Origin of the sequence: Streptomyces sp. NPDC085931, from assembly GCF_044540565.1 — a bacterium.
Classification (GTDB): domain Bacteria; phylum Actinomycetota; class Actinomycetes; order Streptomycetales; family Streptomycetaceae; genus Streptomyces.
The window spans coordinates 479158-498366 of record NZ_JBITSK010000004.1 but is presented as its reverse complement, the minus strand read 5'-3'; the positions used below and the strand labels follow the sequence as shown (position 1 = coordinate 498366).

Here is a 19209-nt window from a genome sequence, read left to right as displayed (position 1 = left end):
GGGCCTCCTACGCCGCGACCAGGTACGAGAAGACGGACTCGAGGGACTCGTCGGACGGCGAGACCGTGAGCAGCCGGATGCCGTGGTCCCTGGCGACCCTGGGCAGCAGCGCGGTGAAGCGGCCGAAGTCGACGGCCTGGATGCGCAGCGCGCCCTCGGCGTGGTCGACCTCGATGCCGGACGTCGACGGGTCGGCGATCAGCGCGGCCGCGAGGGCCCGGTCGTCGCTGGAGCGCACCAGGTAGCGGTGCGGCCGGTCGGTCATCAGGCGGCGGATCTTGCGGAAGTCGCCGCTGGCGGCGTGCCGCCCGGCGACGACGACCTCGATGTGCCAGGCGAGTTGCTCGACCTCTTCGAGGATGTGCGACGAGAACAGCACCGTGCGACCCTCGTCGCCCATGCGGCGCAGCAGGTCCATCAGCTGCATGCGCTGGCGCGGGTCCATGCCGTTGAAGGGCTCGTCGAGCAGCAGCAGCGACGGGTCGTGCACGAGGGCGGAGGCCATCTTCACGCGCTGGCGCATGCCCTTGGAGTACGTCTGGATCTTGCGGTCCTGCGCGTACTCCATCTCGACCGTGGCCAGGGCCTTCTGGGCGGCCTTGGCGCCCAGGCCGTGCAGCTCGGCGTTGGCGAGGACGAACTCCTTGCCGGTGAGGAAGTCGTACATCGCCTCCCGTTCGGGGACGACGCCGATGTGCTTGTAGATCTCCTCGTTGCGCCAGACCGGCTGCCCGTCGAGGGTGACCGTGCCGGTGGAGGGGGCCAGGAAGCCGCCCATCATGTTGATGAGGGTGGACTTCCCGGCGCCGTTGGGGCCGAGCAGGCCCGTGACGCCGGGGCCGATGGTCATGGTGATGTCGTTGACGGCGACCACGTTGCCGAACCAGCGGGAGACGTGGTCGATGGAGAGCGTGGTCACAGTCCCACCTTCTTGTAGCGGCGCATCAGGAGGCCGTAGCTCGCCGCGATCAGGCCGAGGGCGACGAGGACGAAGACGACGCCCTCGGCGGTGCCCGGGCCCACCCCGCCGGGGAAGGCCGAGGTCGCGCCCAGGAACGCCGACTGCACCCCGTCGACCAGGGTGATCGGCGAGAACAGCCCGATCCACGGCACGGCGTCGGAGCTGCCCTGGGCGTCGGCGATGGCCTGGAGGGTGGACACCGCGCCGTAGCTGATGGTCAGCACGGCGATCACGGCCGCGATGCCGAACCCGCGGCGCGGGGTGAAGGAGGCGATGACCAGGCCGATGCCGGCGAAGAGCAGTGAGAGCAGTGCCACGGAGACGAGTCCCTGTGCGAATCCCTTGGTCTGGTCGGCGAAGTCGAGCTTGGCCAGCAGGGCGCCGACGTAGAGCACGAGCAGGGGAGCGGCCGTGAGGACGAACAGCGCCGAGGCCAGCGCCGCGAACTTGGCGCGGACGTAGTCGGCGGTCTCGATCGGACGCGAGAAGTACAGGGGCACCGTCTTGAAGCGCAGGTCGCGCGAGACCGACTGGGGTGCCTGCGAGGCGACGTACAGGCTGATGACCGCCTGCATGACGATCGCGTAGCGCGTGTAGTCCAGCGGCAGTTCCTTGGCCTTGGTGGCGACCGCGACGGCGACCATGATGGCCGCGGGCACGCACATCACCACGAACAGCAGCATCGGCAGGACCTTGGACTTCACCGAGCGGCCGAGGCCGTAGGCGCCGCGCAGGGACTGCGAGTACAGGGAGCGGCGGGCGTAGGCGCGGCCGAGGCGGGGGCCGTCGTAGCTGCGGTAGCCGATGTTGTGGATTCGGGTCTGGTCGCCCGGTGCCGGGGCGGGAATGCCCGGGGAGTGCTCAACCGCCATGGCCGACCGCCTCCTTCCGCTGCTCGTTGCGGTCGTCGGCCGTGAAGACCTCGGAGATGTGGTGCCGGCGCTGCTCCATGCGCACCAGGCCCAGGCCGAGGTCGGCGATCACGTCTCTGACCAGGTCGTAGGTCTCCTCGCCCTGCGCGGTCAGGTGCAGGACGTGGCCCGCGCCGGGCAGGCCGCTGCCGTCCTCGACGCTCACCCCGCGCGCGTGCAGCGCCTCGCGGACCGCGCGGGTGCCGTCCGGGTGCTCGTCGGTGTCGGTGACCTCGATCGCGAGGGTCGTGGTGATCTGCGTGAAGTCCGTGGTGGAGCTGGAGCGCAGGAGCTTGCCGCCGTCGATGACGACGACGTGGTCGCAGGTGCGCTCCAGTTCGCCCAGGAGGTGCGAGGTGACCAGGACCGAGATGCCGAAGTCGGTGTGGATGCGGCGGATCAGGCCGAGCATCTCGTCGCGGCCGACCGGGTCGAGGCCGTTGGTCGGCTCGTCGAGGAAGACCAGCTGCGGGTCGTGGACGAGGGCCTGCGCGAGCTTCACGCGCTGCTTCATGCCGGTCGAGTAGCCGCCGATCGGGCGGTAGCGCTCCTCGTACAGGCCGACGTGGCGCAGGGTGTCGGCGGTGCGCTCGCGCGCGGCCGTGGGCGGCAGGCCGGACATGCGCGCCATGTGGACGACGAACTCGGTGGCCGAGACGTCCGGCGGCAGGCAGTCGTGCTCGGGCATGTACCCGACCCGCTCGCGGATGGCGGCGCCCTCGGTGGCGACGTCCAGGCCGAGCACTTCGGCACGGCCCTCGGTGGCGGGGGACAGACCCAGCAGGATCTTGATCAGTGTGGACTTGCCGGCCCCGTTGGATCCGACGAGTCCGGTCACACCGGGCCCGACGTCCACGGAGAGCCGGTCAAGCGCGGTCACCCGGGGGAACCGCTTGCTCAGGCTTTCGGTCGCGATCACAGTCACGCTTCGAAGGTAGGGGCCGCAGGCGTGGCGGTCGTCACTCCGCAGAGCTGTCTTGGGATCAGCCTCGAGTATTACGTGCCCTTAGGGGACCTGGTTCTCGAGAGTTACCACGGCCGGGGAGCCGCTATTGACGAACTCTCTAACAACTGCCAGATTCGCCGGATGACGTTGCTCACGGGTGCGCGAGAGCGCCGGGTGCGGACCGGCGGAGTCGAGCTGTGCGTGGCCGAGCTGGGTGATCCGGAGCGGCCGACCGTCGTCCTCGTGCACGGCTACCCCGACAGCAAGGAAGTGTGGTCACAGGTCGCCGCCCGGCTCGCCGCGGACTTCCACGTGGTCGCCTACGACGTCCGCGGCCACGGCCGGTCCACCGCCCCGCGGCCCCTGCGCGGAGGGTTCACCCTGGAGAAGCTGACGGACGACTTCCTGGCCGTGGCGGACGCCGTGAGCCCGGACCGGCCGGTGCACCTGGTCGGGCACGACTGGGGGTCGGTGCAGGCCTGGGAGTTCACCACCGTCCGGCGCACCGAGGGCCGCATCGCCTCCTTCACGTCGATGTCCGGGCCGTCCCTCGATCACTTCGCCCACTGGATCGACCGGCGCGTGAAGCGCCCCACCCCGCGCCGGGTCGGCCAGCTCCTCGGGCAGGGCGCCCGCTCCTGGTACGTGTATCTGCTGCACACGCCCGTGCTGCCCGAGCTGGCCTGGCGCGGTCCGCTGGGCAGGCGCTGGCCGAAGGTCCTGGAGCGGGTGGAGAAGGTGCCCCGGGGCGACTACCCCACCTCGTCCCTGCCCTCGGACGCCGCCCACGGGGCGTGGCTGTACCGCGACAACGTCCGGCCCCGGATGCGCAGCCCGCGCACCGACGCGTACGCGCACGCGCCCGTGCAGGTCATCACGCCGCTGGAGGACCGGTTCCTGTCGGAGCGGCTCGACGAGGAGCTGGAGCACTGGGTTCCGCGGCTGACCCGCAGGACGATCCAGGCCGGGCACTGGATCCCGCGGACCCGGCCGGACCGGCTGGCCGCGTGGATCGGGGAGTTCGTGACGTCCGTGGAGCGCGGAGACGCGCCGGAGACGGCCGGCGGGAGGCACACCGAGCGGTTCTCCGGCCAGCTGGTGCTGGTCACCGGCGCGGGCAGCGGCATCGGGCGGGCCACGGCACTGGCCTTCGCCGGGGCGGGCGCACGGGTGGTCGCCGTCGACCGGAACGCCGAGGCCGCGGCCCGCACCGCCGAAGCGTGCCGCCGGGCCGGTGCGCCCGGGGCCTGGGCGGAGACGGCCGACGTCTCCGACGAGCAGGCCATGGAGGCGCTCGCCGAGCGGGTCACCGGCACGCACGGCGTGCTGGACGTCCTGGTCAACAACGCCGGGATCGGGCTGTCCGGCTCCTTCTTCGACACCACGACGGAGGACTGGAGAAAGGTCCTCGACGTCAACCTGTGGGGCGTGATCCACGGCTGCCGGCTCTTCGGCCGGCGGATGACCGAGCGGGGGCAGGGCGGCCACATCGTCAACGTCGCCTCCGCCGCGGCCTTTCAGCCGTCCCGGGCGCTGCCCGCCTACAGCACCTCCAAGGCGGCCGTGCTGATGCTCAGCGAGTGCCTGCGCGCGGAACTCGCCGGACAGGGGATCGGCGTGACGGCGGTCTGCCCCGGCTTCGTCAACACCGCCATCACGTCGACGGCGCACTTCGCCGGGGTGGAGGGGCCGGAGGAGAAGCGGCTCCAGCAGCGTGCCGCCCGGCTGTACGGGCTGCGCGGCTATCCGCCGGAGAAGGTCGCGCGGGCCCTCCTCCGGGCGGTCGCGCGTGACGAGCCGGTGGTTGCGGTGACGCCCGAGGCCCGAGCCGCCCGGGCGCTGGCGCGGCTCGCGCCGGGGGTGCTGCGCAGAATCGCCCGGGTCAGGCCTCCGCTGTGACGCGGCACCAAAGTCCCTGCGCGGACGGCCAGTTGTCCACAGAGCGGGTCCTTCTTCCTGTGGATAACACCCCTTGGTTGTGGATCAAACCCGAGGAGTGAAACTCGATCGCGTGATTCACGTCTCTCCCTCACCCTGGTGGGATGGACGAGAGACGCACCGTGAAGGTGTCGAAGTACCTGTCGAAGCATCTGCGCCACCAGCCGGAACGGATCGGGATCGCTCTCGACGAGGCCGGCTGGGTGGAGATCGACACCCTGATCGCCGCGGCCGCCGCCCACGGCTTCGGGTTCACCCGCGAGGAACTCAACCATGTGGTCGCCACCAACGACAAACGGCGCTTCGCCGTCGACGGGACCCGGATCCGTGCCAGCCAGGGCCACAGCATCGACGTCGACCTCGGGCTGCCGCCGGCCGAGCCGCCCGCGTGGCTCTACCACGGCACGGTCGCCCGTCATCTGGACGCGATCCGCGCCGAGGGGCTGCGGCCGATGGACCGGCATGCCGTGCATCTCTCACCCGACCGTGAGACGGCGACCCGTGTCGGCGCCCGCCGCGGCCGGCCGGTCGTGCTGACCGTCGACGCGGGCGCCATGCACCGCGACGGTCACGTCTTCCACGTCAGCCCGAACGGCGTATGGCTGACCGAGACCGTGCCGCCGCGCTATCTCCGCTTCTCCGAGCGCCACTGACCTGCCGTTTCCTTGCGGCTGCCCACGGTGACCGTTTCACGTGAAACACCGGGGAGGCGCCGGGCTCGCTTAGGCTCGTGGGCATGAGTCTGCGTCTGAGCACCGTGATCCTCCCGTACCGCCGCTGGCACGAAGGCGGCCGTGCGGCCTGGACCCGTGCCGAGCAGCTCGGCTTCCACACCGCGTACACCTACGACCACCTCTCCTGGCGCACCTTCCGCGACGGCCCGTGGTTCGGTGCCGTGCCCACCCTCACCGCCGCCGCGACCGTCACCGACCGGCTGCGCCTGGGCACGCTGGTGACCTCGCCGAACTTCCGGCACCCCGTGACCCTCGCCAAGGAACTGATCTCGCTGGACGACATCTCCGGCGGCCGGGTCACCTTGGGCATCGGCGCGGGCGGCTCCGGCTTCGACGCCACCGCGCTCGGCCAGGAACCGTGGACGCCGCGTGAGCGCGCCGACCGCTTCGCCGAGTTCGTCCCGCTCCTCGACCGGCTGCTCAGCGAGGACGCGGTGTCCTTCGAGGGTGACTTCTACGCGGCCCACGAGGCCCGCAACATCCCCGGCTGTGTGCAGCGCCCCAGGCTGCCCTTCGCGGTGGCGGCGACCGGGCCGCGCGGGATGCGCCTCGCCGCCCGGTACGCACAGGCCTGGGTGACCACCGGCGACCCCAAGCTCTACGAGAACGGCACTCCCGAACAGTCGGTTCGGGCCATCCGCGCCCAGGCCGACCGGCTCGCCGACATCTGCGCCGAGACCGGCCGCGACATGACCGGCCTCGAGCGGATCCTGCTCACCGGGTTCACCCCGGAACGCACCGGACCGCTGCGGTCGCTGGACGCCTTCGTCGACTTCGCCGGACGGTACGCCGCGCTGGGCTTCACGGAGCTCGTGATCCACTGGCCGATCCCCGACTCCGACTTCGCGGCCGACGAGAAGGTCTTCGAGCAGATCGCCATGGAGGCACCGGCGCAGTTGCGCTGATCTCACCGGCGCAGCCCCGGGGGGCAGGAAGGCCTGGTGACGAACGGCATCCACTCACCTGTGCACGGCCCCGCACGCCCGTGCAGGCATATGCGGGACAATGGCCGGGTGACCTCAGCGACCCGACAGCACGAGACCGCGGCCGAGACCCTGCCCCCGCGGCTGATCGCCACCGACCTCGACGGCACCCTGCTGCGCGACGACAAGTCGGTGTCCCCGCGCACGGTCGCCGCCCTGGCCGCCGCCGAGGAGGCGGGCATCGAGGTCTTCTTCGTCACCGGCCGGCCGGCCCGCTGGATGGACGTCGTCAGCGACCATGTGCACGGCCACGGCCTGGCCATCTGCGGCAACGGCGCCGCCGTCGTCGACCTGCACGGCGGCCCCGGGGCCCACCGCTTCGTCAAGGTGCGCGAGCTGGCCCGGGAGAACGCCCTCGACGCCGTGCGGCTGCTGCGCGAGGCGGCGCCGGGCACGGTGTACGCGGTGGAGCAGACGTACGGCTTCTACCAGGAACCGGCGTACCCGAAGCTGCACATGGAGATACCCGACAGCCTCGCCCCCGCCGAGGAACTGCTCTCCGCGGATCACCCGGCGGCCGGCGAGCCCGTGCTGAAGATCCTCGCCTACCACCCCGAACTCGACCCCGACGCCTTCCTGACCCTGGCCCGGCTCGCCATCGGGGAGCGCGCCAACGTGACCCGCTCCAGCCCCAGCGCCCTGCTGGAGATCAGCGGCCCCGAGGTCTCCAAGGCCAGCACCCTCGCCCTGTGCTGCGCCGAGCGCGGCATCTCGCACGAGGAGGTCGTCGCCTTCGGCGACATGCCCAACGACGTGGAGATGCTCACCTGGGCGGGCCGGTCGTTCGCCATGGGCAACGCCCACCCGGACGTCATCGCCGCCGCTTCGGGGCGGACCGTCGCGAACAACGAGGACGGGGTGGCGGTCGTGATCGAGCGGCTGGTGGCCGAGCGGCTCCGGCCGCGGGGCTGACCGCTCAGAGCGACACGCCACGCGCCGCGAGCCAGGAGACCGGGTTCACCGCCGAACCCGACTCCGGCGTGACCCGCGTCTCGAAGTGCAGGTGCGGCCCCGTGGAGTTGCCCGTGGTGCCCGACTGGCCGATCCACTGGCCCGGTTCGACGTGCTCGCCCTGATCGACCGCGACGGACGCGAGGTGGGCGTACTGCGTGTAGTAGCCGCCCGCGTGCCGCAGCACGATCTCGATGCCGAAGGGCCCGCCGCAGGACACCCTCACCACCCGCCCCGCCCCGACGGCCCGCACCGGCGTGCCGATCGGCACCGCGAAGTCCTGCCCGGTGTGCCGGTTCGCCCACCGGGCACCGCCGCTGCCGTAGGACGAGGACAGCGTGTACGTCTCCACGGGAGCGACCCACGCGCTCGTGAACGCCGTCTCCGGCTGGTCGAGCCGGACGGCTCCCCGGCAGGCCCCGGCGGCGACGACGGCGTCCGCCTGTCCCTGGAGCTGTGAGCGGGCCGACTCCAGCTTCTGCTCGATGTCCGCCTTCAGCGCGGCCAGTTGTGTGTTCCGCTTCTCCAGCGCCTGCCATTCGGCCGCGGCCCTCGCCTCGTCCTCGGCGAGCCGGGCCTCGGCCCGGCGGTTCTTGGAGATCGCGTTGTTCACGGCGAGATCGGCCTGGGCGAACGCGTGGTGACCGCGCATCAGGCCGTCGGGACTGCCGGCCAGGATCATCTGCGCGGCCACCGGCAGGCCTCCGCTCGTGCGGTACTGGGCGCGTGCGATGCGGCCCAGGTCCTCGCGCAGGGCCGCGATGTGCCGCCGCTGGATGCCGAGGAGTTCCTCCGCCCGCCGGGCCTTGGCCCGTTGCTCCTCGGCCTCCTCGCGGCCGGTCTCGTACACCTGCGTCGCCACCGCGGCCTCCTCGTACAGCCGCATCACCTCGGCGCTGAGGCCCGTGGCCCCGCCACCGCTGTGCATGCCGGGGCCGGCGGCGGGGTCGGCGGCTTCCTCGTCCCCGGCCATGGGCCGGGCTCCGAGGACCGCCAGCACGCACAGCAGGACCGGAACGACCACGCGGTGGCGGCGAAGTGAGCGCATGTCAGTGATCGTCACCCACGGGTGGGGCCCGGTCGCGCTCATGTCGTACGGCCGGGGGGGGGGGGGGGGGGGGCGCGCCCCCCCCCCCCCCCCCCCCCCCCCCCCCCCCCCCCCCCCCCCCCCGCCCCCCGCCCCGCCCCCCCCCGGGGGGGGGGCCTCGGGGGGGGCTGGCCGGGGGGGGCCCCCCCGGGGGGGGCCCGGGGGGGGCGCGGGGGGGCGGGGGGGGGGGGGGGGGCCCCCCCCCCCCCCCCCCGCTCCCCCTGGACACGGCGGCTCCGTCCGGGGCACGGCGGCTCCGTCCAAGGCAGGGCGGCTTCCTCTAAGGCACGGCGACGAGCGACTCCGACGCCGCCTCGCGCTCGGCCATCTCCCGCAGGGGTCCGTCCACCGCCACCAGCTCCGCGTACCGCCCGCGCTGCACCACCCGTCCCCGGTCCAGCACGATCACCTCGTCCACCGCCTCGAGGCCCGCCAGCCGATGGGTGATGAGCAGCGTCGTGCGGCCCTCGGTGGCGGCCAGCAGATCTGCGGTGAGCGCGTCGGCCGTCGGCAGGTCGAGGTGCTCGGCGGGCTCGTCGAGCACCAGGACGGGGAAGTCGGCGAGCAGCGCCCGGGCCAGGGCAAGACGCTGGCGCTGCCCGCCGGACAGGCGTGCCCCGTGCTCGCCGACCAGGGTGTCCAGCCCCTCGGGCAGGCTGTCCGCCCAGTCCAGCAGCCGCGCGCGGCCGAGCGCGGCACGCAGGTCGTCCTCGCCGGCGTCCTTCCGGGCCAGCAGCAGGTTCTCGCGCAGCGAGCTGTCGAAGAGGTGCGCGTCCTGCGCGCACAACCCGACGAGCGCGCGGACGTCGTCACCGTCCAGCGCGTACGCGGCCACGCCCGCGAGCGTGTACCCGCCCGTGCGCGCGTCGAGGAACCGCAGCAGCACCTGGGCCAGCGTCGTCTTGCCGGAACCGGAGGGGCCGACCACGGCGATCCGGCGGCCCTCGCCGAGGGTCAGATCCAGCCCGGCGAGCGCGTCCCGGTCCTGCCCCGCGTGCCGCGCGGCCAGCCCCGTGACGACCACCGGGAACGGCGACGCGGGCGCCTGCCGGGGCCGCTCCGGTTCGGCCACGGGCTCCGGCGCGTCGAGCACCTCGAAGACCCGCTCGGCACTGCGCCGCACCCGCTGCCGGTACTGCACGGCGAGCGGCAGTCCCAGCACGGCTTCGAACGCGGCGAGCGGGGTCAGCACCACGACGGCCATCGCGACACCGTCCAGCCGCCCGGCGGCGACGGCCTGCGCCCCGGCCAGGGCCGCGGCCGTGACGGTCAGGCCGGAGATCAGCGCGGTGAGCCCGTCGCCCAGGGCCGTGGCCGTGGCGGCGCGCGAGGCGATCCGGGTCAATGCCCCGTCGGCCTCACGGGCCTGAGCGGTCCGCGCGGGCAGGGCACCGGCGACCGTCAGCTCCGCGGTGCCGGTGAGCAGATCGGCCACCCGTGTCGCCAGCTCCCCGCGGGCCGGGGCCAGCCGGTGCTCGACCCGCCGGGCGACGGCTCCGGTGAGCAGCGGCACGCCCACGCCCGCGGCCAGCAGCCCGGCCGCGAGCAGGGCCCCGGCCTCGGGCAGCAGCCAGGCCGTGAAGCCGACGGACGCGGCCGAGACCACGACGGCCGCCCCGGCCGGGAGCAGCCACCGCAGCCAGTAGTCCTGCAGCGCGTCCACGTCCGCCACGAGCCGCGAGAGCAGATCACCCCGGCGGGTCCGGCGCAGCCCGGCGGGCGCGAGCCGCTCCAGCCTCCGGAACACCGCGACCCTGGTGTCCGCCAGCATCCGCAGCACGGCGTCGTGCGACACCAGCCGCTCGGCGTAGCGGAACACGGCCCGCCCGATACCGAAGGCCCGCGTCGCCGTCACGGCCACCATCAGGTACAGCACGGGCGGTTGCTGGGAGGCGCGGGAGATCAGCCACCCCGAGGTGGCCATCAGCCCCACGGCGCTGCCGAGCGCGAGGCTGCCCAGCAGCAGCGCCAGTCCGAGCCGTCCGCGCCGGGCACCGGACAGGGCACGGACCCGTGCGAGGACACCCCCGGAAGCCGGCACGCCGACCGGCTCGGCCGCGGCAGCGGGCACCGACGGGCCGGCTTCGGCCGACCGCGCTCCACGGATCGCGGCAGGCGCGACGGGCGTCCCGGACGTCTCAGGCTCCGCCAGTCGCACCACCCGGTCCGCCACCGCCAGCAGCGCCGGCCGGTGCACCACCAGCAGCACGGTCCGCCCGGCCGCCAGCCGCCGCACCGCCGCCACGACCTCGGCCTCGGTGGCGCCGTCCAGCGCCGCCGTCGGCTCGTCGAGCAGCAGCACGGGCCGGTCCGCGAGGAACGCCCGGGCCAGCGCGAGCCGCTGCCGCTGTCCGGCGGACAGGCCCGCCCCGTCCTCGCCGAGCACGGTGTCGGCGCCCTCGGGCAGCGCGTCCACGAACTCCAGCGCCCCGGCGTCCCGCAGTGCCCGCCGCACAGCCTCGTCGTCCGCGCCGGGCCGCGCCAGCCTTACGTTCTCGGCGATGGTCCCGGCGAACAGGTGCGGCCGCTGCGGGACCCAGGCGATCCGGGACCGCCACTGGTCCAGGTCCGCGTCGGCCAGATCGACTCCCCCGGCCAGCACCCGCCCCTCGGCCGGGCCGACGAAGCCGAGCAGGGCGGCGAGCAGCGTCGACTTGCCGGCACCGCTCGGACCGACCAGCGCGACCGTCTCCCCGGGCTCGACCCGGAACGTCACCGCACGAACGGCGTCACCGGAGCGGCCCGGGTACCGGACGGTCACGCCCTCGAAGGCCAGCGGACCCTCGGGCACGGCCCGGGAGCCGGACACCGGCACAGGCGTCTCCAGGACCTCGAAGATCTCCTCGGCCGCGGCGAGCCCTTCCGCCGCCGCGTGGTACTGCGCCCCGACCTGCCGCAACGGCAGATAGGCCTCCGGTGCCAGGATCAGGATGACCAGGCCGATGTACAGGTCCATCTCGCCGTGCACCAGCCGCATGCCGATCGTCACGGCGACCAGCGCCACCGAGATCGTCGCGAGCAGCTCCAGCGCGAAGGAGGAGATGAAGGCGATCCGCAGCGTGCGCATGGTCGCCCGCCGGTACTCGCCGGTGATCCGCCGGATCGACTCGGCCTGCGCCTTGGCCCGGCCGAAGACCTTCAGCGTCGGCAGCCCGGCGACGACGTCCAGGAAATGCCCGGACAGCCGTGACAGCAGCCGCCACTGACGATCCATCCGCGCCTGGGTGGCCCAGCCGATCAGCATCATGAAGACCGGGATGAGCGGCAGGGTGCCCACGATGATGGCCGCCGAGACCCAGTCCTCGGTGACGATCCGCGCCAGCACCGCCACCGGCACGACCACCGCGAGCCCCAGCTGGGGCAGGTACCGCGAGAAGTAGTCGTCGAGCGCGTCGACGCCCCGGGTGGCCAGGGCGACCAGCGATCCGGTCCGCTGCCCGCTCAGCCAGCCCGGGCCCAGCCGGGTGGCACGCTCCAGCAGCCGCCCCCGCAGTTCCGACTTGACCGCCGCGCTCGCCCGGTGTGCGGCGAGTTCGGTGAGCCAGCCGACCAGCGCCCGCCCGGCCGCGACGGCGACCAGGAGCAGCAGGGGAGTACCGAGCGCGGAGACCGCCCTGCCGTGCTGGAAAGCACCGACCACCACCTCGGCGATGAGCATCGCCTGCGCGATGACCAGCCCGGCCCCGAGCGCTCCCAGGGCGACGACCGCCACCAGGAATCCCCGGGTGGCACGGGCGTAGCGGAGCAGACGCGGATCGATTGGTTTCACGTGAAACACACCTCAGTGCACGGGATCGGCGATGTGCTGCGTACCGATCCGCTTGCGGAAGACCCAGTAGGTCCAGCCCTGGTAGACCATCACGAGCGGCGTGGCGACCGCCGCGCACCACGTCATGATCTTCAGCGTGTACGGGCTGGACGAGGCGTTGGTGACCGTCAGGCTCCAGTCCGGGTTCAGCGTGGACGGCATGACGTTCGGGAACAGCGTCAGGAACAGCACCGCCACCGTGGCCACGATGGTGAGGCCGGACAGGGTGAACGCCCAGCCCTCGCGCCCGGCCCGGGCCGCGACCAGCGCCAGGAGCAGCGACGCCACGGCCACGACCACGGCGACGAGTGATGCCCCGTCACCCCGGTCGGACTGCGTCCACAGCAGGAAGGCGAGAGCCAGCACGGCGGTCGCCGCTCCGACGCGCAGCGCCAGCTTCCGCGCCCGCTCCCGGATGTCACCGACGGTCTTGAGCCCGACGAACACCGTCCCGTGGAAGGTGAACAGCGCCAGCGTCACCAGGCCGCCCAGCAGCGCGTACGGATTGAGCAGGTCCAGGACGCCACCGGCGTAGTTGAAGTCCTGGTCGATCTTCACGCCGCGCACGATGTTGCCGAAGGCCACGCCCCACAGGAAGGCGGGCAGCAGCGAGGTCCAGAAGATCGCCGTCTCCCAGTTGCGCTGCCAGTTCTCCTCGGGCCGCTTGACGCGGTACTCGAAGGCGACACCCCGGATGATCAGGCAGACCAGGATGAGCAGCAGGGGCAGGTAGAAGCCGGAGAACAGCGTCGCGTACCACTCCGGGAAGGCGGCGAAGGTCGCGCCGCCGGCCGTGAGCAGCCACACCTCGTTGCCGTCCCAGACGGGCCCGATCGTGTTGATCAGCACCCGCTTCTCGGGCCGGTCGCGGGCGAGCAGCTTGGTGAGCACTCCGACACCGAAGTCGAAGCCCTCCAGGAAGAAGTAGCCGGTCCACAGGACGGCGATCAGAACGAACCAGACGTCGTGCAGTTCCATGACGGTGCGGCTCCCTCGGCCTAGTAGGAGAAGGCCATCGGCTTGTCGGCGTCACGGAGGTCGCCGCCGATCTTCGTGGGCGGGTTCAGGTCGGTCTCGGTGAGCTCGGGCGGGCCCGCCTTGACGTACTTGACCAGCAGCTTGACCTCGATGACGGCGAGGATCGCGTACAGCACGGTGAAGACGATCATCGAGGTGAGGACCTCGGCCTGGGAGACGCCGGGGGAGACCGCGTCCCGCGTCTGGAACAGTCCGTAGACGACCCACGGCTGGCGGCCCATCTCGGTGAAGATCCAGCCCCAGGAGTTGGCGATCAGCGGGAAGGCCATCGTCCAGACCGCCACCAGCCAGTACAGGCGGGTCAGGCGGGGCCGCAGCGGCTCGCGGAGCAGGACCAGGTGCGGCACCTCGTCGTCCCCGGTCCGGTACGCCGCCGGTAGCAGGAACTTCTTCCGGGTGAGCCACAGTCCCAGCAGGCCGATCGAGAACGACGCCATGCCGAAGCCGATCATCCAGCGGAAGCCCCAGTAGGCGACGGGGACGATGGGCTTGTAGTCGCCGGGGCCGAACTTCTCCTGGAGCGCCTTGTTGGTGTCGTTGATGCCCGGCACGTACGACTCGAAGTCGCTGTGGGCCAGGAAGGACAGCAGGCCGGGTATCTCCAGGGCGACCTTGTTGTGGCCCTCGTCGACGTCGCCGTACGCGAACACCGAGAAGGGCGCCGGCTTCTCGCCGTCCCACAGGGCCTCGGCAGCGGCCATCTTCATCGGCTGCTGCTCGTACATGACCTTGCCCAGGGTGTCGCCGCTGACCGCGGTGAGCAGGCCGCCGACGGCGACGGTGACCAGGCCGAGCCGCAGCGAGGTCCGCATGACCGGGATGTGCTTCTTGCGCAGCAGGTGGAAGGCGGCGATCCCCACCATGAAGGCGCCGCCGGTCAGGAACGCCGCGGAGAAGCTGTGGAAGACCTGGTTGAGCGTGGTGTTCTGGGTCAGCACCAGCCAGAAGTCGGTGAGCTCGGCCCGGCCCTTCTCGCCGTTGATCCGGTAGCCGACCGGGTGCTGCATCCACGAGTTCGCGGCGAGGATGAAGTACGCCGACAGCAGCGTGCCGATGGAGACCATCCAGATGCAGGCCAGGTGGATCTTCTTCGGCAGCTTGTCCCAGCCGAAGATCCACAGGCCGATGAAGGTGGACTCGAAGAAGAAGGCGATCAGGGCCTCGAAGGCGAGCGGCGCACCGAAGACGTCACCGACGAAGCGCGAGTAGTCCGACCAGTTCATGCCGAACTGGAACTCCTGCACGATGCCGGTGACCACACCCATGGCGATGTTGATCAGGAACAGCTTGCCCCAGAACTTGGTCGCCCGGAGGTACTTCTCCTTCTCCGTCCGCACCCAGGCGGTCTGCAGCCCGGCCGTGAGCGCGGCCAGCGAGATCGTCAGGGGGACGAACAGGAAGTGATAGACGGTGGTGATGCCGAACTGCCATCGCGCCAGGGTCTCCGGCGCCAAAGCCAGGTCCACGTCGCCGCTCCTTACCTACGCTTGTGAAAGCGTTCACATTCACAAGCCATTATGCAGCACGTACTTTCGACGGGCGGAGGGGGGCCTGTGTGACGCTCGTCAACCCCGGCGTGCGGGCCCGAGGGCGCCGGTTTCACGTGAAACAGAGGCCCGCTACGCAGCGAGCCGGCCGGCGCCCAGCGCCGACCGGCTCCCCTCACGTCCCGCGCTCAGCCGCTAGAGCTCCTTGCGGAACCCTTCCGCCACCTTCAGGAAGATGTCGTTCGCCTCGGCCTCCCCGACCGTCACCCGCACGCCCTCGCCCGGGAACGGGCGGATCACCACACCGGCCTGCTCGCACACCTCCGCGAAGGCCACCGTGCGCTCCCCCAGCCGCAGCCATACGAAGTTGGCCTGGGTCTCCGGCACCGTCCAGCCCTGGGCGCGGAGCCCGTCCACCACGCGCGTGCGCTCGCACACCAGCGAGCCGACCCGCCCCAGCAGCTCGTCCTCGGCCCGCAGCGAGGCGATCGCCGCCTCCTGCGCGAGCTGCGTCACACCGAACGGCACGGCCGTCTTGCGCAGCGCCGCCGCGACCGGATCGTGGGCGATGGCGAAGCCGACCCGCAGCCCGGCCAGGCCGTACGCCTTGGAGAAGGTCCGCAGGACGCAGACGTTGGGCCGGTTCCGGTACAGCTCGACACCGTCCGGCACCTCGGGGTCGCGGATGAACTCCCGGTAGGCCTCGTCGAGCACCACCAGCACGTCACGGGGAACGCGGTCGAGGAAGCGCTCCAGCTCCGCCCGCCGGACCACCGTGCCGGTCGGGTTGTTGGGGTTGCAGACGAAGATCAGCCGGGTCCGGTCGGTGATCGCGTCGGCCATCGCGTCCAGATCGTGCACGTCACCGTCGGTCAGCGGCACCTGCACCGAGGTCGCGCCGCTGATCTGGGTGATGATCGGGTAGGCCTCGAAGGACCGCCAGGCGTAGATCACCTCGTCGCCGGGGCCGGAGGTCGCCTGGACGAGCTGCTGGGCGACGCCGACCGACCCGGTGCCGGTGGCCAGGTGGGACAGCGGCACACCGAACCGCTCCGACAGCTCGTTCATCAGCCCCGTGCAGGCCATGTCCGGGTAGCGGTTGAAGGAGCAGGCCGCCGCCGTCACGGTCTCCAGCACACCGGGCAGCGGCGGATAGGGGTTCTCGTTGGAGGACAGCTTGTAGGCCACCGGCCCGCCGGCCGCAGCCGGCTTGCCCGGCTTGTAGGTGGGGATCCCCTCCAGCTCGGCGCGCAGCTTCGGGCTCGTCTCGCTCACCGCAGTCCTCCTCGCGAAGACCGGCGGCCCCTGACCGCCGCCGACATCCAATACTCCTCACCTTATGAGGATTCGGCGCCGCTGCGTATAGCCACGACGAACCGGCGGACGCCGGCCCCCCGCGCCCCACCGGCATCAAGGGCATCACCGTACGAAGGCGTACGAATCCAGGGGAGCGCCTCACATATATCTACGCGCCGGTGGTTCACGCCGTGGCGCGCATCCCCCGTGCAGGTGAGTTGAGACCTCTTCGCAACCTCGGCGCCTCGGCAGGCCCGTGCGGGCCGACACGTCACGTCCTGGCATGAAAGCGCTCAACACCCTTGTTTTCCAAGGCAATTGAGCCTTAATGATCATGCAGAAACGTGCCTGTCAACGCGTGCATATGCGTCCGCACTACCCCACCGCATGAGCCCTACTATCGGCTCGCCATGACAGCAGCAGGGAAGCACCAGGTGAGCCGCGCGGAAACCTCACGGCGAGGCAGCCGGCCGGGTCGGGCGGGTATCAGAGACGTGGCCGCCGCCGCCGGAGTCTCCATCACGACCGTCTCCGACGCCCTCAACGGCAAGGGCCGGCTCCCGGACGCCACCCGGCGCCACGTCCGCGAGGTCGCCGACCGACTGGGCTACCGGCCCTCGGCCGCCGCCCGGACGCTCCGCACGGGCAAGTCGGGCCTCATCGGCCTGACCGTGACCACGTACGGGGATGAACCTTTCACCTTCACGGAGTTCGCGTACTTCGCCGAGATGGCGCGCGCCGCCACCTCCGCCGCGCTCGCCCGCGGCTACGCCCTGGTCATCCTGCCCGCCACCTCCCGCCACGACGTGTGGTCGAACGTCGCCCTGGACGGCACGGTCGTCATCGACCCCTCCGACCAGGACCCGGTCGTCAGCGAACTCGTCCGGCAGGGCCTCCCGGTCGTCTCCGACGGCCGTCCGGCCGGCGCGCTGCCCGTCACGGCCTGGGTGGACAACGACCACGAGGCCGCGGTCCTCGGCATCCTCGACCACCTGGCCGACGCCGGCGCCCGCCGCATCGGCCTGCTGACCGGCACGACCACGGACACGTACACCCACCTGTCGACCACGGCGTACCTGCGCTGGTGCGAGCGCGTCGGCCAGGACCCGGTGTACGAGGCCTACCCGGCGCACGATCCGTGCGCGGGCGCCGTCGCCGCCGACCGGCTGCTCGCCCGGCCGGACCGCCCCGACGCGGTCTACGGTCTGTTCGACCCGAACGGCACCGATCTGCTCGCCGCCGCCCGCCGCTACGGCCTGCGCGTCCCCGACGACCTGCTGCTGGTCTGCTGCAGCGAGTCCACCGTCTACGCCAACACCGAGCCGCCGATCACCACGCTCTCCCTGAAGCCGCGCCGCATCGGCACAGCGGTGGTCCAGCTGCTGATCGACGCCATCGAGGGTGTGGAATCCGACCATCCGGTGGAGCAGGTGATACCGACGGAGCTGATCGTGCGCACGTCGTCCCAGCGGCGCCCGCCGCGCACGACGGTCAGCCCGCCGCGCTCCCCCGAGGGCACCTAGCACCCGCGCCCGGGCCGGGTAAAGGCCGTCCTCCTGGGGAGAAACGGGGCCGGTCCCCCGGAGAGACGGCACCGTTCTCGCGAAGAGAAGGCGAGCGAGGACGGTCACACGGTGGTCGAAGCCCGGCCCAATCGGGGCGAAAGCCGCGGTGAACCGGAGTCTTGCTCCGATTCACCACCCCTGGGTCATCACATGGCGCGATCCGCATTCCTATGATGGGCCCACGACACCGGCGGACCGCTACGACCAGGCAGTCCGATGCGGTGCAGATGCGGCGCGATGGTGGAGGGGTCGATGACTCAGGGGGCCGGTCAGGGACCCGAGGTGGAGCGGACGGCGACGTTGCGCGACTTCCGGGTGCCCGCGTACGTCCACGAGACCGGTCCGTACGTCCACAGCGTCCACCCCGGTGACGTCACCCCGCCGCCCGAGGAGACCTATCCCGAGGGATACACGCCGACCGAGCGTGACCTCCCCGTCATCAACCGGGGCGACACTGTCCAGGTGACCGTCGACCCCGAGACCACCGCCACCCCACAGCCCTCCACCGGGCAGGGCCCGCTGTACGTGGTGGGTGACGTGCACGGCTACCTCGACCAGCTGGTGGCCGCCCTCCAGGAGAAGGGCCTGCTGGACGCCGCCGGGAACTGGTGCGCGGGCACCGCCCGGCTGTGGTTCCTCGGCGACTTCACCGACCGCGGCCCGGACGGCATCGGCGTCATCGACCTCGTGATGCGGCTGTCCGCCGAGGCCGCCGCGGCCGGCGGCTACTGCAAGGCGCTCATGGGCAACCACGAGCTGCTGCTCCTCGGCGCGAAGCGGTTCGGCGACACACCCGTCAACTCCGGCGCCGGTACCGCCACCTTCCAGGCGGCCTGGCTGCTCAACGGCGGCCAGAAGACCGACATGGACCGCCTCCAGGACCACCACCTGCAGTGGATGGCCCGCCTCGACGCCGTCGAAGAGGTCGACGGCCACCTGCTCGTGCACTCCGACACCACCGCCTACCTCGACTACGGCCGCTCCATCGAGGAGGTCAACGACACCGTCCGCGAGACGCTCACGCGCAACGACGCGGACGAGGTGTGGGACCTGTTCCGCAAGTTCACCAAGCGGTTCTCCTTCCGTGACGAGGGCGGCGCGGACGCCGTGCGCACCCTGCTCGATACGTACGGGGGCACCCGGATCGTTCACGGCCACAGCCCCATCCCGTATCTGCTGGGCGAGGTCGGCTCGGAGGAGGACGAGGAGCGCACCGACCCCGTCGTCGAGGGACCGCACGTCTACGCCGACGGACTCGCCATCGCGATGGACGGCGGCGTGACCATGGCCGGAAAACTCCTGGTCCAGCAACTGCCGCTCCCCACGTGAACGTTCACCGGGCAGGTGCGTCCCGTCACCGGACCGAACCGGTGACGGGCCAATTTCGGTAAACCCCCTGTCACCGCCCACCGTCACCGCTCTACCATCGGCTTATCCGTAGCAGGCTCCCCTCCGTTTCTGCCCGACGGCTCGTCAGCATGCCGAGCCACAAGCCCTACGGAGC

Annotated in this window: 14 protein-coding genes; 6 read left to right on the top strand and 8 right to left on the bottom strand. The window is 71.9% G+C overall.

What is annotated here, in order from left to right:
• Positions 1–7 precede the first annotated feature (7 nt).
• The 3 genes from ACIGAN_RS11010 to ACIGAN_RS11000 are packed head-to-tail and all read right to left on the bottom strand — an operon-like array spanning position 8 to position 2791.
• Positions 8–919 (bottom strand): ABC transporter ATP-binding protein, encoded by a 912-nt coding sequence (locus tag ACIGAN_RS11010; RefSeq protein ID WP_311682719.1) that lies wholly within the window; start codon positions 917–919, stop codon positions 8–10.
• Positions 916–1833, bottom strand: a complete 918-nt coding sequence (locus tag ACIGAN_RS11005) for an ABC transporter permease (RefSeq protein WP_399856758.1) — start codon at positions 1831–1833, stop codon at positions 916–918. The genes ACIGAN_RS11010 and ACIGAN_RS11005 overlap by 4 nt, the downstream gene beginning before the upstream one ends.
• Entirely contained in the window at positions 1823–2791 is a 969-nt protein-coding gene (locus ACIGAN_RS11000) for an ABC transporter ATP-binding protein (RefSeq protein WP_365088609.1), read from the bottom strand. Before ACIGAN_RS11000 ends, ACIGAN_RS11005 begins: the two co-directional genes overlap by 11 nt.
• A 168-nt stretch (positions 2792–2959) precedes the next feature.
• Between ACIGAN_RS11000 and ACIGAN_RS10995 the strand changes: the two genes are divergently transcribed.
• The 4 genes from ACIGAN_RS10995 (at position 2960) to ACIGAN_RS10980 (ending at position 7385) form a co-directional block, all read left to right on the top strand.
• A complete protein-coding gene (locus ACIGAN_RS10995; RefSeq protein WP_399856756.1) occupies positions 2960–4717 on the top strand; it encodes an SDR family oxidoreductase in 1758 nt (585 codons plus the stop codon).
• 143 nt (positions 4718–4860) lie between these two features.
• The gene (locus tag ACIGAN_RS10990; protein WP_399856754.1) at positions 4861–5409 is read left to right on the top strand and encodes an RNA 2'-phosphotransferase; all 549 of its coding nucleotides are present in this window, start codon (positions 4861–4863) and stop codon (positions 5407–5409) included.
• Positions 5410–5492: 83 nt separating this feature from the next.
• Positions 5493–6395, top strand: a complete 903-nt coding sequence (locus ACIGAN_RS10985; RefSeq protein ID WP_399856752.1) for an LLM class flavin-dependent oxidoreductase — start codon at positions 5493–5495, stop codon at positions 6393–6395.
• Positions 6396–6485: 90 nt separating this feature from the next.
• Complete coding sequence (locus ACIGAN_RS10980) at positions 6486–7385, top strand: HAD family hydrolase (RefSeq protein ID WP_399856750.1); 900 nt, start codon at positions 6486–6488, stop codon at positions 7383–7385.
• Between the two features lie 4 nt (positions 7386–7389).
• Here the strand turns inward: ACIGAN_RS10980 and ACIGAN_RS10975 are convergent, their stop codons facing one another.
• From ACIGAN_RS10975 to hisC, 5 genes are all read right to left on the bottom strand, one after another.
• On the bottom strand, positions 7390–8472 hold the full coding sequence (locus ACIGAN_RS10975; protein WP_399856748.1) for a M23 family metallopeptidase: 1083 nt from the start codon (positions 8470–8472) through the stop codon (positions 7390–7392).
• A gap of 319 nt (positions 8473–8791) precedes the next feature.
• Positions 8792–12280: a thiol reductant ABC exporter subunit CydD gene (gene cydD / locus ACIGAN_RS10970; protein ID WP_399856746.1), complete on the bottom strand. Its 3489-nt coding sequence runs from the start codon at positions 12278–12280 to the stop codon at positions 8792–8794.
• Between the two features lie 12 nt (positions 12281–12292).
• On the bottom strand, positions 12293–13297 hold the full coding sequence (gene cydB / locus ACIGAN_RS10965; protein WP_399856743.1) for a cytochrome d ubiquinol oxidase subunit II: 1005 nt from the start codon (positions 13295–13297) through the stop codon (positions 12293–12295).
• Positions 13298–13317: 20 nt separating this feature from the next.
• On the bottom strand, positions 13318–14823 hold the full coding sequence (locus ACIGAN_RS10960; protein WP_365736496.1) for a cytochrome ubiquinol oxidase subunit I: 1506 nt from the start codon (positions 14821–14823) through the stop codon (positions 13318–13320).
• A gap of 216 nt (positions 14824–15039) precedes the next feature.
• Positions 15040–16119, bottom strand: coding sequence for a histidinol-phosphate transaminase (gene hisC / locus ACIGAN_RS10955; RefSeq protein WP_399856741.1), 1080 nt, complete (start codon positions 16117–16119; stop codon positions 15040–15042).
• A 431-nt stretch (positions 16120–16550) separates the two neighbouring features.
• On the opposite strand from hisC, the gene ACIGAN_RS10950 reads away from it, so the two are divergent.
• The gene (locus tag ACIGAN_RS10950) at positions 16551–17663 is read left to right on the top strand and encodes a LacI family DNA-binding transcriptional regulator (protein ID WP_365088523.1); all 1113 of its coding nucleotides are present in this window, start codon (positions 16551–16553) and stop codon (positions 17661–17663) included.
• 279 nt (positions 17664–17942) lie between these two features.
• On the top strand, positions 17943–19034 hold the full coding sequence (locus tag ACIGAN_RS10945; protein WP_365736493.1) for a metallophosphoesterase family protein: 1092 nt from the start codon (positions 17943–17945) through the stop codon (positions 19032–19034).
• Positions 19035–19209 lie beyond the last annotated feature (175 nt).